At 71.4% G+C, this 13,737-nt stretch carries 13 protein-coding genes and 1 riboswitch; of the genes, 4 read left to right on the top strand and 9 right to left on the bottom strand.

Features of this window, described 5'->3' with window-relative positions; genetic code table 11:
* Positions 1 to 320: 320 nt before the first annotated feature.
* A complete protein-coding gene (locus ABZ385_RS09750; RefSeq protein ID WP_358910868.1) occupies positions 321 to 1,595 on the bottom strand; it encodes a DUF445 domain-containing protein in 1,275 nt (424 codons plus the stop codon).
* A 344-nt stretch (positions 1,596 to 1,939) separates the two neighbouring features.
* Here ABZ385_RS09750 and ABZ385_RS09745 point away from each other — a divergent pair, with 344 nt between their 5' ends.
* Positions 1,940 to 3,262: an SGNH/GDSL hydrolase family protein gene (locus ABZ385_RS09745; RefSeq protein WP_358910708.1), complete on the top strand. Its 1,323-nt coding sequence runs from the start codon at positions 1,940 to 1,942 to the stop codon at positions 3,260 to 3,262.
* A 27-nt stretch (positions 3,263 to 3,289) separates the two neighbouring features.
* Here the strand turns inward: ABZ385_RS09745 and ABZ385_RS09740 are convergent, their stop codons facing one another.
* From ABZ385_RS09740 to ABZ385_RS09720, 5 genes are all read right to left on the bottom strand, one after another.
* A complete protein-coding gene (locus ABZ385_RS09740) occupies positions 3,290 to 3,985 on the bottom strand; it encodes a L,D-transpeptidase (protein WP_358580181.1) in 696 nt (231 codons plus the stop codon).
* Between the two features lie 199 nt (positions 3,986 to 4,184).
* A complete protein-coding gene (locus tag ABZ385_RS09735; protein ID WP_358910706.1) occupies positions 4,185 to 4,871 on the bottom strand; it encodes a DUF1707 domain-containing protein in 687 nt (228 codons plus the stop codon).
* Positions 4,872 to 4,901: 30 nt separating this feature from the next.
* The gene (locus ABZ385_RS09730) at positions 4,902 to 5,867 is read right to left on the bottom strand and encodes an ATP-binding cassette domain-containing protein (protein ID WP_358910704.1); all 966 of its coding nucleotides are present in this window, start codon (positions 5,865 to 5,867) and stop codon (positions 4,902 to 4,904) included.
* Between the two features lie 6 nt (positions 5,868 to 5,873).
* Positions 5,874 to 6,716 carry an ABC transporter permease gene (locus ABZ385_RS09725; RefSeq protein ID WP_358910702.1) on the bottom strand — a complete coding sequence of 281 codons (843 nt, stop codon included), beginning with the start codon at positions 6,714 to 6,716 and terminating at the stop codon, positions 5,874 to 5,876.
* A complete protein-coding gene (locus tag ABZ385_RS09720) occupies positions 6,709 to 7,530 on the bottom strand; it encodes an ABC-2 family transporter protein (protein ID WP_358580103.1) in 822 nt (273 codons plus the stop codon). The genes ABZ385_RS09725 and ABZ385_RS09720 overlap by 8 nt, the downstream gene beginning before the upstream one ends.
* Positions 7,531 to 7,717: 187 nt before the next feature.
* On the opposite strand from ABZ385_RS09720, the gene ABZ385_RS09715 reads away from it, so the two are divergent.
* Entirely contained in the window at positions 7,718 to 10,111 is a 2,394-nt protein-coding gene (locus ABZ385_RS09715; protein WP_358580106.1) for a transglycosylase domain-containing protein, read from the top strand.
* A gap of 22 nt (positions 10,112 to 10,133) precedes the next feature.
* Here the strand turns inward: ABZ385_RS09715 and ABZ385_RS09710 are convergent, their stop codons facing one another.
* The 3 genes from ABZ385_RS09710 to ABZ385_RS09700 form a co-directional block, all read right to left on the bottom strand.
* Positions 10,134 to 10,454 carry a multidrug efflux SMR transporter gene (locus tag ABZ385_RS09710; protein ID WP_358580108.1) on the bottom strand — a complete coding sequence of 107 codons (321 nt, stop codon included), beginning with the start codon at positions 10,452 to 10,454 and terminating at the stop codon, positions 10,134 to 10,136.
* Positions 10,455 to 10,500: 46 nt separating this feature from the next.
* A riboswitch (guanidine-III (ykkC-III) riboswitch) is annotated at positions 10,501 to 10,570 on the bottom strand.
* A 102-nt stretch (positions 10,571 to 10,672) separates the two neighbouring features.
* Positions 10,673 to 11,017, bottom strand: coding sequence for a co-chaperone GroES (locus ABZ385_RS09705; protein ID WP_358580110.1), 345 nt, complete (start codon positions 11,015 to 11,017; stop codon positions 10,673 to 10,675).
* 43 nt (positions 11,018 to 11,060) lie between these two features.
* A complete protein-coding gene (locus tag ABZ385_RS09700; RefSeq protein ID WP_358580112.1) occupies positions 11,061 to 11,381 on the bottom strand; it encodes a DUF3618 domain-containing protein in 321 nt (106 codons plus the stop codon).
* 180 nt (positions 11,382 to 11,561) lie between these two features.
* Here ABZ385_RS09700 and bcp point away from each other — a divergent pair, with 180 nt between their 5' ends.
* Both bcp and proP read left to right on the top strand, forming a co-directional pair.
* On the top strand, positions 11,562 to 12,029 hold the full coding sequence (bcp, locus tag ABZ385_RS09695) for a thioredoxin-dependent thiol peroxidase (protein WP_358580114.1): 468 nt from the start codon (positions 11,562 to 11,564) through the stop codon (positions 12,027 to 12,029).
* A gap of 131 nt (positions 12,030 to 12,160) precedes the next feature.
* Entirely contained in the window at positions 12,161 to 13,657 is a 1,497-nt protein-coding gene (proP, locus tag ABZ385_RS09690) for a glycine betaine/L-proline transporter ProP (RefSeq protein ID WP_358910700.1), read from the top strand.
* Positions 13,658 to 13,737 lie beyond the last annotated feature (80 nt).

Here is a 13,737-nt window from a genome sequence, read left to right as displayed (position 1 = left end):
CGGTCCCGCACCGTGCGCTCGCACGGACGGACCCGCGCCGCTTCCTCCGCAGCCACTCGCGTACCGCTGCTCGCACCGAGGCGACTGGCACCGCGTGCTCGCACGGCCGCTCGCACCGCGCGGACGACGGCTCACTCAGCTCTGAGTGAGCTACTCCAGAGTGCCCGGCAATCGCCCCCTCACGCGCGCCGGACCCGCCGGAAGATCCCGGCATTCCGAGCCCAGACCCCGGACCCCGCCGGAAGATCCCGGCGCCCCGAGCCCCGCCGGAAGCTCCCGGGGCCCAGCCCCCGCCGGCAGACGCCGGGCCGCGCCGAGCCCTACGCCCCGAACACCCGCGACACCGCGTAGATCGCGAGCCCCGCCAGGGAGCCGACCACCGTGCCGTTGATCCGGATGAACTGGAGGTCCCGCCCGATGTGCGCCTCGATCTTCTTCGAGGTGTGCTCCGCGTCCCAGCCGGCCACGGTGTCGGTGATGAGCGAGGTGATCTCGTCGCGGTACGTCGTGACGACGTACACCGCCGCGCCCTCCACCCAGCCGTCCACCTTCCGCTGGAGCCGGCCGTCCCGCGCCATCCGCGCCCCCAGCGACAGCAGCGAGGCCCGTACGCGCAGCCGCAGCTCGCTGCGCTCGTCCTCGGCGGCGGCCACGATCATGGACCGTACGGCCGACCAGGCGGACGCGATGAGGTCCTGCACCTCGCCGCGGCCGAGGACCTCCCGCTTGAGGCGCTCCACGCGCTCACGGGTGTCGGAGTCCGACTGGAGGTCGGCGGCGAAGTCGGCGAGGAAGCGGTCCACGGCGCCGCGCGCCGGGTGCCCGGGCATGTCCCGCATCTCGGTGACGAAGCGCAGCAGCTCCTTGTAGACCCGCTCGCCGACCCGCTTGTCGACGAACCGGGGCGTCCAGCCGGGGGCGCCGCCCTGCACCGCGTCCATCACCGAGTCGCCGTGCTCGACCAGCCAGTCGTGGGCGCGTACGCAGACCAGGTCGACGACCCGGTGGTGGCCGCCGTCGGCGACGATCTTCTCCAGCGTCTTGCCGAGGCCGGGCGCGATCTCCCGGGCGTCGGCGCGGCGCGTGATGGCCTCGCCCACCACCGCCTGCACGTCGGAGTCGCGCAGCACGGTCAGCGCGCCGCGCAGCGCCGTGGCCAGCTCCGCCGTCACGCGGTCCGCGTGCACGGGCTGGGCCAACCAGGTGCCGAGGCGGGCGCCGATGCCCACCGCGCGCAGGCGCTCCCGCACGACGTCGGCGGAGAGGAAGTTCTCCCCCACGAACTCACCGAGGGAGACGCCGAGCTGGTCCTTCTTGTTCGGGATGATCGCCGTGTGCGGGATGGGCAGGCCGAGCGGGTGCCGGAAGAGCGCGGTCACGGCGAACCAATCGGCGAGGGCGCCGACCATGCCGGCCTCGGCGGCCGCCGCCACATAGCCCGTCCAGGCGCCCGCGCCGGCGGCCGCCGCCCACTTGGCCAGTACGTACACGAGCGCGACGAGAACGAGCAGTCCCGTCGCCGTGGCCTTCATGCGGCGCACGCCGCGCCGCTTCTCCTCGTCGGCGGGGCTGTACGTGAAGCCGCCGGGGGCCACCGCCTCGCGCCCCGCGTCGGCCCCGGGCCCCTTGCCGGGCTCGGGCCTCTTCTCCGCGTCTGTGCTGCGCACTCACTTCACCCGACCCGTCCGCCTCGTACTCGCCTACTCGTACTTGTTCTCGTGCTCGTGCTGGTGCTCGTGCTCGTGCTGGTCCTCATGGTCATGGTTCCCGCGTCATGTGTTCTCCGTCCCTTCCTCCCTACTCCCGGAACGAACGACAAGTTCCCGGCGTCTGAAGGAGCGGAGGGGGGCAGTGTCGGCCGCCTCACGGCCCATGCCGCATCATGGGGTGATCACACCGGAGCCTCGGGGCTCCCCCTGCCCGAGGAGAAACAACCCGCATGACCAAGCGTCACGGTTATGCCCTTCTCGCCGCGGTCATCGCGGTCATCGTGGTGGTCTCCGCCGCCATATACGTCGGCGTCGCCGGTACCGACGACGGCTCGCGGGACACCTTCGGGGCCGGCTCGCGCGGCCCCCGCAACTCCGCCGCCCCCGCCTCCTCCGGCACCTGGGTCGGCTCCTGGTCCGCCTCCCCCGCGGGGTTCGAACCGGGCACGGAGCGCAAGGGCTTCGCCGGCCGCTCCCTGCGCAACGTCGTGCACACCAGCGTCGGCGGCGACAGCGCCCGCATCACCCTGTCGAACCTCTACGGAACCACGCCGCTGAGCATCACGCACGCCTCCATCGCGGTGGCGTCCGCGTCGAACGACCCGGCCGCCGCGCCCGGCACGCTGCGCCGCCTCAGCTTCGACGGCAACACCTCGGTGGTCATCCCGCCGGGCGCCCAGGTGATGAGCGACGCCGCCCGGCTGCGGGTCCCGCACGACAGCGACCTGCTCGTCACGACGTACTCGCCGACCCCCTCCGGGCCGGTCACCTACCACCCGCACGCACGCCAGATCAGCTTCGTCGCCGAGGGCGACCGGACCGAGGACACGGCGGGCGACGCCTACACCGAGCAGAGCCCGTTCTGGCGCTACCTCACCGCGGTGGACGTGCTGAGCGACGAGACCGACGGCACCGTCGTCGTCTTCGGCGACTCGATCACCGACGGCATCACGTCCACGGCGGGCGCCAACCGCCGCTGGCCCGACGTCCTCGCCGACCGGCTGCGCGCCGAGCCGGACGCGCCCCGCTACGGCGTCGTCAACCAGGGCATCAGCGGCAACCGCGTCCTGTCCGACGGGCAGGGCAGGCCCGCCGTCAACCCCAGCGGGCTCTCCCGCTTCGACCGGGACGTCCTGGGCCGCACCGGCGTCAAGGCCGTCGTGATCGCCCTCGGCGTCAACGACATCCTGCGCAACCCGCACCAGAACGATCCGGACCGCATCGTCGATGGCCTGCGCGAGCTGACCCGCCAGGCGCACGCCCACGGCCTGCGGGTCGTCGGCGCCACGCTGATGCCCTTCGGCGGCCACCGCGGCTACGAGCCCGCCCTGGAGGCCGTGCGCCAGTCCGTCAACGAGCGGATCCGCTCCGGGACGGTCTTCGACGAGGCCGTCGACTTCGACCGGGCGCTGCGGGACCCCTACGACCCGCGCAGGCTGCGGGCGCGGTACGACTCCGGGGACCATCTGCACCCCTCGGACGCGGGGTACCGCGAGATGGCGGAGTCGTTCGACCTGTCGTCCTTGAAAGGGTCGGCGGCGGCCCAGCTCTGACGGGCCGCCGCCCGCCCACGGGCGGGATCAGGTGCCCGGCTTGCGGCCGTAGACGAAGACCTCGTCGCCCTTGCGCAGCGTGTCCCAGTACTTCACGGCGTCCTTCTTCGTCATGTTGACGCAGCCGTGGGAACCCGGCGGCGCCCAGACGCTGATGCCCACCGAGTGGAAGGCCTGGCCGCCGTCGAAGAACTGGCTGTAGGGCATCGGCACGTGGTACAGGCTGGAGACGTGGTCGATGTCGCGCCAGTAGACCTTCTTCAGGCCCGTGCGGGTCTCGTGGCCGTTGCGGCCGGTGCGCACCGGGACCGGGCCGTACTTGAGGTTCTTGCCGTCCTGGATCCAGCTGATCTGGAGCGTGAGGTCGACGCAGGCGATGCGCCCCTTGTCGGTCGGGCACTTGCCCGCCTTGTTGGGGTTGTCGCCCACCGCCTTCTGCTTGTTCATGAGGTCCATGACACCCCAGGTGACGCTGCCCGCGTACCCGGCGTTCGGGCTGATCTGATGCTTGGTCTGGAACGCCTTGATGGCCTTGCAGTCGGCCGCCGACTGCTTGCCGTCCACCGGGCGGCCGAGGAACTTCTCGACCTGCTTCTGGTACGGCCCGGTCTGCGTGGAGCAGGACGCGGCCTGCGCGCTGCCGGTCCCGGCCGCCACCGTGAGCGGGGCCACCAGCATGGTGATCCCCAGGGCCACGGCCCCTCGTCTGCGTATGTCCCCCACTGTTTCCTGCCCCTCGTCCGCCGTCCGGCGATCGTCATTCGTCATTCGTCGTGTGTCGTGCGTCCACTGATGGATTCCACCTGCTAGACAGCGCGAACCCCCGGTTCGTTGCAGGACGAATGGGCACAGGTGTGTAACAGGGGGCGATTTGTCGCCACGCCCCCGGCGCGCGACCGCCCGCCGCCGCGCGCAACCGCGCTCAATCGCGCCGCCCGCGCTGCTCGCCCTCCAGCTCCTCGCGGCGCCGCTGCTCCTTCAGCCGCAGCTTCTCGGCCTTGCGCAGCTTGCGTTCGACGCCGACGCCGCCCATCAGGGCGAAGCCCGTGACCACCACGCGGGGCGAGCCCGGGGTGCCCACGCCGGTCGCCCGGTCGTCGAAGCCGCCCATGACGCCGATGCCCTTGACCACGACGTTCAGCTCCGGCGGCACGGTGACCTGGATCCCGCCCATGATCGTGAAGCAGCGGATCTCCACTTCGCGCTCGGCGAAGCGGGCCTCGCGCAGGTCGATCTCGCCGCCGCCCCACATGGCGAACGCGGTGAAGCGCCGCCCGACCGTCCAGCCACCCCTGCGGCCGAAGCCGCTCCAGAAGGCGAAGCCGCCGGTCGAGGTGGGCGGGCCCGCCACCATCCGCGCCGCCCAGTCGACGGCGGCCGCGTCCTCGCCCCCGGGCCGCTTCACCATGGACACCCGGGCGCCGTGCGCCGGCAGGTCGCGGGTGAGCGGCGCCAACTCGCCGTACGTACGGGCCCGGTACGCCGCGTCGAGGCGCTCCTCGAATTCCGCCATGTCGAGGCGGCCCTCGGCCATCGCGTCCCGCAGCAGTTCGGCGACCCGCTCGCGGTCGGCGTCGGAGGCCCGCAGATCGGGGAGTTCTTCACTCATGGGGGCAGCCTACGAGACGCGTGGGGCACCCTACGAGGTCCTCCTGTCCGCGTACATCCTGGCGATGACCGTCTCGATGTCCGGCTCCCGCACGGACAGATCGGCCAGCGGATAGCGCGCCGCGATCTGAGCGACGAGCGGAGCAGCCGACCGGGCGGCGGGGAAGGCGAGCCACTGGCGCGGGCCCTCGATTTTCACCACGCGCGCCGACTCGACCTCGACGGGCGGCAGTTCGCGCTCCAGGTCCACGACGAGGGTGCGCTCGCTCTCCCCCACCTCGTGCAGGCCGGCGAGCGGACCGTCGTACATCAGGCGCCCGTGGTCGATGACCATGACGCGTCCGCACAGTTGCTCGATGTCGGTCAGGTCGTGCGTGGTGAGCAGGACCGTCGTACCCGACCGCGTGTTCAGGTCGCGCAGAAAGCCCCGCACCTTCGCCTTGCTGATGACGTCCAGGCCGATCGCCGGCTCGTCCAGGTAGAGCACCTCGGGGTCGTGCAGGAGTGCCGCCGCGATGTCGCCGCGCATCCGCTGCCCGAGGGAGAGTTGACGCACGGGCACGTCCAACAGGGCGGCCAGTTCCAGGAGTTCGACGCATCGGTCGAGGTTCTCCCGGTAACGGGCGTCGGGGATGCGGTACATGCGGTGCATCAGGCGGTAGGAGTCGATCAGCGGCAGGTCCCACCAGAGCGTGGTGCGCTGGCCGAAGACGACACCGATGCGGTGCGCGAGGCGGGTCCGCTCCCGGGAGGGGTCGATGCCGGCGACCCGCAGCCGGCCCGCGCTCGGCGTGAGGATGCCCGTCAGCATCTTGATCGTCGTCGACTTGCCCGCGCCGTTCGGCCCGATGTAGCCGACCACCTCGCCGCGCGGCACGGTGAAGGAGATCCCGTCGACGGCCCGCACCTCGCGCCGCTCGCGCCGCAGGAAGCCCGTCTTCTTGGACACGTCGAAGACCTTCTCGACGCCGTCCAGCTCAATGAGGTCCGGTTCCACGGAAGTTCAGCTCCCTGTGCTGCGGTACGAACGAAGGCCGGTGCGCCAGGCGAGTCCGGCGAGGGCGAGGCAGGCGACGGCCACCAGCGGCGGCGCGAAGGCCGTCCACCCGGGCAGGTCGAGCGGGTAGGGCCGGTCCAGGATGTACAGGGCGGGCAGCCAGTTCACGAAGGCGAGCGGCAGGACGAAGGTGACGCCGCGCACCAGGTCCTTGGCGAAGACCGACGGCGGGTACTGCAGCAGCGTCGTACCGCCGTAGGTGAAGGCGTTCTGCACCTCCGCCGCGTCCCGCGCCACGAACTGGAAGGCCGCGCCCGCCATGAACACGGCCCCGAAGATCCCCGCCCCGCTGAGCAGCGTCACCGGCACCAGCACCACCTTCATCGGGGTCCAGTCGATGTCCAGGACCACCAGCGCGTACGTGAGGACGAGCGCGCCCTGCGCCAGCCGCCCGAGCCGGTGCAGCCCGAACCGGTCGGCGGCGACCTGCGCGAGGACCGGCGCGGGCCGCACGAGGAGCGTGTCGAGCGTGCCGTCGCGCACCCGCCTGCCCAGGCGGTCCATGGACCCGAGGGACAGGTCGGCGAGTCCGAACGCGGTGCACGAGGTCCCGTACAGGAGGGCGATCTCGGCGAGCGAGTAGCCGCCGAGCCGGTCCACCCGGGAGAACATCAGCACAATCGCCGCGAAGTCGAACCCGGTCACCGCGAAGTTGCCGAGCGCCGTCAGGGCGAAGGACAGACGGTAGGCCATGAGGGAACGGATCCACATGGCGGAGATCAGCCGGTAGGCGCGCAGCCCCGAGCGCGCCTGCGCCCACCGCCGTCGCACTCCGCCCGGCTCAGCCACCCTGGACCACCACCCGGCGCGTCGCCGCCGCCTGGAGCAGCCGGCCGGCCGTCAGCAGCGCCGCGGCCCAGCCGAGCTGGAAGGCGTACGTCCGCAGCAGGCCGAGGCCCGCGGACCGGCCGAGGAACACATCGGCGGGCACCTGGAGCAGCGCCGACCAGGGCAGCGCGCGGGCCAGCTCGCCGAGGGCACCGGGAAAGACGTTCAGCGGCAGCAGCATCCCGGAGAAGAAGGTGCCCGCCAGCATCGCCACCTGCGAGCTGCCCGCCCCGTCCATCAGCCAGAAGGCGGAGAGCGCCACCAGGAAGCGCAGCGCGAAGCTGACCAGCGCGCCCAGCACCACCGCCAGGAGGAACGCGAGCCAGCGCAGCGGGTCGGCCGGCAGCGCCAGGTCGAAGACGAGCGCGCCGATCATCATCGGCACGACGCCGCGCCCGAGCAGCTGGAACAGCGCCCGACCCAGGTCGCTCGCCAGCCACCACGCCTGGAGGTCCGCCGGCCGGTACAGGTCGACGGCGATGTCCCCGGTGCGGATCCGCTCGATCAGTTCGCCCTCGACGCCGCCGCCCATCAGCGCCATGACGGTGAGCAGCGCCTGCCCGAGCCAGACGAACGTGACGGCCTGCGCCTGGTCGTAGCCGCCGAGCCCGGGCCGCTCGTCCCAGAGCGCGACGTAGGTGTAGGCGAGGATCAGCCCGAAGACGGTGTTGGTGAACACCCCGGCCGCCGTCGCGATCCGATACGTGGCGTAGCGGCGGAAGCCTCCCAGGGCGACGGCCGCGTACAAACGGAACCGTCCTGTACGCACACGCATCCCTCTCACCGTGGGCCTCGCCCCTGATCGGACCGAAGCGCAGGATCGTAGTGTGGTCGGGAGCGCTCGCGCCAGGCATTTTCGCCCCGCGGCGCGTGCCTGGCGCCCGACGCGTGCGGCGAAGGTGTGCAATGGGGCCTTACGAGGCTTATCGGATGTATGACGCTGATCAGGAGTTCCGCGAGACATGAGCGACGAGCCGCAGCAGCAGGACGCCGCCGGGGCGGGTGGCGAGCCCGCCGGCACCGGCAAGGCCAAGAAGCCGAGGCGTCCCAAGCGCAAGGGCTGGCGGCGGATCTTCCCGACCTGGCGCATGGTCCTCGGCGGCCTCCTGCTGCTGATCCTGCTCGGCGTGGGCGCCTTCATGACGGGCTACACGCTGGTCGACATCCCCTCGGCGAACGCCGCGGCGACCAAGCAGAGCAACGTCTACCTGTACGCCGACGGCACCGAGATCGCCCGCGACGGCGAGGTGAACCGCGAGAAGGTGCCGCTCAAGCAGATCCCGCTGCACGTCCAGCGCGCCGTGCTCGCCGCCGAGGACCGCGACTTCTACGGCGAGTCCGCGGTCGACCCCAAGGCGATGATCCGCGCGGCCTGGAACACCGTCACCGGCAAGGGCAAGCAGTCCGGCTCCACGATCACCCAGCAGTACGTGAAGAACTACTACCTGGGCCAGGAGCAGACGGTCTCGCGCAAGGTGAAGGAGTTCTTCATCTCCATCAAGCTGGACCGCGAGGTCAGCAAGGACGAGATCCTCTCCGGTTACCTGAACACCAGCTACTTCGGCCGCAACGCGTACGGCGTCCAGGCCGCCGCCCAGGCCTACTACGGCAAGAACGTCAAGGAGCTGAGCACCGCCGAGGGCGCCTACCTCGCGACCCTGCTCAACTCCCCCAACGCCTACGACGTCGCCACCCACCCCGAGAACAAGCAGCGCGCCGCCGGCCGCTGGAACTACGTCCTGGACGGCATGGTCAAGGAGGGCTGGCTGGCCGCGTCGGAGCGGGCGCGGGCCAAGTTCCCGATGCCCGACGAGGCCAAGGGCGCGGCCGGCCTGTCCGGGCAGCGCGGCTATGTCGTCAAGGCCGTCGAGGACTACCTCGCCACCAACAAGATCATCGACGAGGAGACGCTCGCCAAGGGCGGCTACCGCATCACCACGACCCTGCAGAAGGACCGCCAGGACGCCTTCAAGAAGGCCGTCGACGACCAGGTGATGTCCAAGGTCGACAAGGACGCCCGCAAGGCGGACCGCAACGTCCGCGCGGGCGGCGCCTCCATCGACCCGGCCACCGGCAAGGTCGTCGCGATGTACGGCGGCATCGACTACACCAAGCAGTACGTCAACAACGCCACCCGCCGCGACTACCAGGTCGGCTCCACCTTCAAGCCGTTCGTGTTCACCTCGGCGGTCGAGAACGGCTCCGTCACCCAGGACGGCCGCCCCATCACCCCCAACACCGTCTACGACGGCACCAACAAGCGCCCCGTGCAGGGCTGGAGCGGCGGGACGTACGCCCCCGAGAACGAGGACCAGGTCTCCTACGGCGACACCACCGTCCGCGAGGCCACCGACAAGTCCGTGAACTCGGTGTACGCCCAGATGGCCGTCGACGTCGGCTCGGACAAGGTCAAGGACACCGCGGTCGCCCTCGGCGTCCCGGCGTCCACCCCCGACCTGACCGCCTCCCCCTCCATCGCGCTCGGCCCCTCCACCGCGAGCGTCCTCGACATGGCCGAGGCCTACGCGACCCTCGCCAACCACGGCGAGCACGGCACGTACACGCTCGTCGAGAAGATCACCAGGAACGGCGAGGAGGTGGAGCTGCCGGAGCAGAGGACCGAGCGCGCCGTGACCCGCGAGGCCGCCGACACCACCACCTCCATCCTGCAGAGCGTCGTCCAGGGCGGCACCGGCACGGCGGCCCAGGGCGCCGGCCGCCCCGCCGCGGGCAAGACCGGCACCGCCGAGAACGACACCGCGGCCTGGTTCGCCGGCTACACCCCCGACCTCGCGACGGTGGTCGCCGTCATGGGCCAGAACCCCGAGACCGGCGCGCACACCCCGCTCTACGGCGCGCTCGGCGAGTCCCGCATCAACGGCGGCGCCTACCCGGCCCGTATCTGGGCCCAGTTCACCAAGGACGCCCTGGAGGGCAAGCCGGTCAAGGACTTCGACCTGGAGCTGGAGCAGGGCGCGGACCTGCCCGTGCCGCCCGACCCGGCCACCGGCGGCACCCAGGACCCGGCGACCGGCGGCGCCACCACCGGCGGGCCGGACACCGGCGGCGGCACGACCGACGGCGGACCCACCGACGGGGGTACCCTCACCGGCGGGCAGGACACCGGCGGCGCCACCACCGACGGCGGCCAGGATCCCGGCGGGCAGACGGGCGGCCAGACGGGTGACCAGAGCGACGGCGGCACCGGCTCGGACGGCGGCACGGCCGACGGCGGGGCGGTCGACGGCGGCGGCGGCGACCAGGGCGGGCCCACGGGCGGCGGCACCGACAGCGGGGGCGCCACCGACGACGGGGGCGTCACGGACGGCGCGATCGGCGGCCTCACCGAGGGCTGACGGCCGCCCGGCCGGCCGGGGGTCAGTGGCCCGAGGTCGCCTTCAGGCCGACCACGGCCACCAGCAGCAGACAGACGAAGAAGATCCGCGCGGCGGTGACCGGCTCACCCAGCACCACCATGCCGAGCACCGCCGCACCGGCCGCGCCGATGCCCACCCACACGCCGTACGCCGTACCGATGGGCAGCGACTTGGCGGCGTAGGACAGCAACACCATGCTCGCGACGATGCCGGCGCCCGTGAACAGGCTGGGCCACAGCCGCGTGAACCCCTCGGTGAACTTCATCCCGATCGACCAGCCCACTTCGAGCAGACCGGCGACGATCAACAGAACCCAGGCCATGACGGCACCTCCGACGGTGAGAAACGCTCAGCGCGTTGTCCGGTGGGGTGCGTCGTCTTTGCGGAAACCCGGTACGGCGCGTCTCGTCGGGGTCGTTCCACGGTAGCAAACAGGGTCCCGGCGGGGACGCCGCGCGGGCGGGGGCGCGTGCGGGCCCGCCAGGGCCGGGCGCGGGGACGCCTACAGGTACAGGCCCGCCAGGGCCGGGGCGGGCCCGCCTACAGGTACAGGCCCGTCGTGTCCTCGGTGCCCTCGAAACGGTCGGCGGCCACGGCGTGCAGATCGCGCTCGCGCATCAGGATGTACGCCACGCCCCGCACCTCGACCTCGGCGCGGTCCTCGGGGTCGTACAGGACCCGGTCGCCCGGCCCCACCGTCCGCACGTTCTGCCCGACGGCGACCACCTCGGCCCAGGCGAGCCGCCGGCCCACGGCCGCCGTCGCGGGGATCAGGATGCCGCCGCCGGAGCGGCGCTCGCCCTCGCCGGTGTCCTGCCGCACGAGCACACGGTCGTGCAGCATCCGGATGGGCAGCTTGTCGTCGTGGTGGGTCTTCTCGCTCACACCACCGAACCTACCTGCCCCGGCGCCCGCGCGGCCCCGAGGGTCAGCGCTCGCGCCGCCGCGAGCCGACCACGAGCAGCCCGACGACGCCCACGGCGACCAGCGCCACCGGGACGATCCGCTCGATACGGGGCGAACCGTCCACCCCGACGAAACGGCCCTTCACGTCCGAGACGAATCGGTTCGCCCCGACGTACGCCCGTCCCAGCGAGTGGTCCACGCCGGAGACGACCTTCGCCTTCGCGTCGCCGACGATCGTCTTGGGGTGGACGCGCACCCCGATCTCGTCGAGCGTCTCGGCAAGCTGGTCGCGCCGGCGCTTGATGTCCGCCTCGATCTGCGCAGGGGTCCTGGCATCCGACACCGCGCTGCCTCCAGGTCGTATCGATTGTGTGGACGTAACTGTGACCACAGTCTGTCAGCTTCACGCGCGCCGCACCCCACGGCACCCCTATTACGCTCGACTCCGTCACCACACCTTTCGCGCGAAACACGTTTCGCGCGAAGCACCTTTTGTGCGAGCCACCCCGCGAGGAGACCGAAGATGAGCGAGCGACTGCAGCCCGGCGACACCGCCCCCGCGTTCACCCTGCCCGACGCCGACGGCAAGGACGTCTCGCTGGCCGACCACAAGGGCCGCAAGGTCATCGTCTACTTCTACCCGGCCGCCCTGACCCCCGGCTGCACCAAGCAGGCCTGCGACTTCACCGACAACCTCGACGCCCTGGCCGCCGCCGGCTACGACGTCATCGGCGTGTCGCCCGACAAGCCGGAGAAGCTCGCCAAGTTCCGCGAGCAGGAGAACCTCAAGGTCACCCTGGTCGGCGACCCGTCCAAGGAGACCCTGGAGGCCTACGGCGCCTTCGGCGAGAAGAAGCTGTACGGCAAGACGGTGACCGGCGTCATCCGCTCCACCGTCGTCGTCGACGAACAGGGCAAGGTCGAGCACGCCTTCTACAACGTCAAGGCGACCGGCCACGTCGCCAAGATCATCCGGGACCTGGGCGTCTGACCGCCCGGCGCCCCGGGCGCCCGCAGCTGTGACAAAGCCCCCCTCGCCGGGGGCTTTCGTTTGCGCCGGTGATGTCCCGAGCAGGTGAGCCCGGGGGGAGCGTCCCAAGGCAGAACGAAAGGAACCACTCCATGGCGGCCCACGAAGTGACCGAGGCCGATGCCGAGGCGGTCAAACGCCACCGCACGCTGTTCCGCGCCGTCAGACGGCGCAGGAACCCGCCGCTGCGCCGCACCGACATCACGGTCACCGACGAGGCGGCGGTCAAGCGCGCGGTGAAGGCCGCCTCGCTCGGCAACGCCATGGAGTGGTTCGACTTCGGCATCTACAGCTACCTGGCCGTCACCATCGGCCACGTCTTCTTCCCGTCCGGGAACGACACGGTCCAGCTGGTCTCCTCCTTCGCGACCTTCGCGGTGTCCTTCCTCGTGCGCCCCATCGGAGGCATGGTCTTCGGGCCCATGGGCGACAAGATCGGCCGCAAGAAGGTCCTCGCCCTGACGATGATCATGATGGCGGTCGGCACGCTCGCCATCGGCCTGATCCCGTCCTACGCCACCATCGGCTTCTGGGCCCCCGTCCTGCTGATCTTCTTCCGCCTGGTCCAGGGCTTCTCCACGGGCGGCGAGTACGGCGGCGCCTCCACCTTCATCGCCGAGTACGCCCCCGACAAGCGGCGCGGCTACTTCGGCAGCTTCCTGGAGCTCGGCACCCTCGCCGGGTACACGGGCGCGGCCGGTCTCGTCCTCATACTCAACACCGCCCTCGGCGCGGACACCATGGACTCCTGGGGCTGGCGCCTGCCGTTCCTCGTCGCGGGCCCGCTCGGCCTCGTCGGCCTCTACCTGCGGCTCAAGCTGGACGAGACGCCGGCGTTCCAGAAGATGGAGGACGCCACCTCCCACGCGGCGCCCGAAGGCGCCTCGACCGTGGAGAGCACCGCCAAGGGCGACCTCGCGAAGATCTTCCGCCAGTACTGGCGGACGCTGATCCTGTGCGTCGCGCTCGTCGGCGCGTACAACATCACCGACTACATGCTGCTGTCGTACATGCCGACCTACCTCTCCGACGAACTCGGTTACGACGACTCGCACGGGCTGCTGATCCTCATCGGCACGATGATCGTCCTGATGCTGGTCATCAGCCGGGTGGGCCGGCTCTCCGACCGCTTCGGCCGCAAGCCGCTGCTGATGGCGGGCATGCTGGGCTTCCTCTTCCTGTCCCTGCCGTCCTTCCTCCTGATCAAGCAGGGCAGCCTGCTCGCGGTCTCCGCCGGCATGCTGCTGCTCGGCCTCTCCCTGGTCTGCCTCCTCGGCACGATGTCGGCGACGCTCCCGGCCCTCTTCCCCACCTCGGTCCGCTACGGCTCCCTCTCCGTCGGCTACAACATCTCCGCCTCCCTCTTCGGCGGCACGGCGCCCCTGGTGATCACCTCCCTGATCGGCGTCACGGGGACGGACATGGTCCCGGCGTACTACTCCATGGCGGCGGCGGTCGTGGGCGTCATCGCGGTGGCCTGCATGAAGGAGACCGCGCAGAAGCCGCTCTCCGGCTCCCCGCCGTCGGTGGAGACGAAGGAGGAGGCGGCGGAACTGGTCGAGGCCCAGTCCCCGACCCCCCGCTTCTGACCCCCCTCCCCCGCACCGCACCACGGCCCGCCCCACACGCACAAGTGGGGCGGGCCGTTCCGCATATCGGGCGTGACGGT

Origin of the sequence: Streptomyces sp. NPDC005898, assembly GCF_040629635.1 — a bacterium.
Taxonomy (GTDB): domain Bacteria; phylum Actinomycetota; class Actinomycetes; order Streptomycetales; family Streptomycetaceae; genus Streptomyces.
The sequence above is the reverse complement of the archived record's forward strand: the minus strand, read 5'-3'. Positions and strand labels throughout refer to the sequence as shown.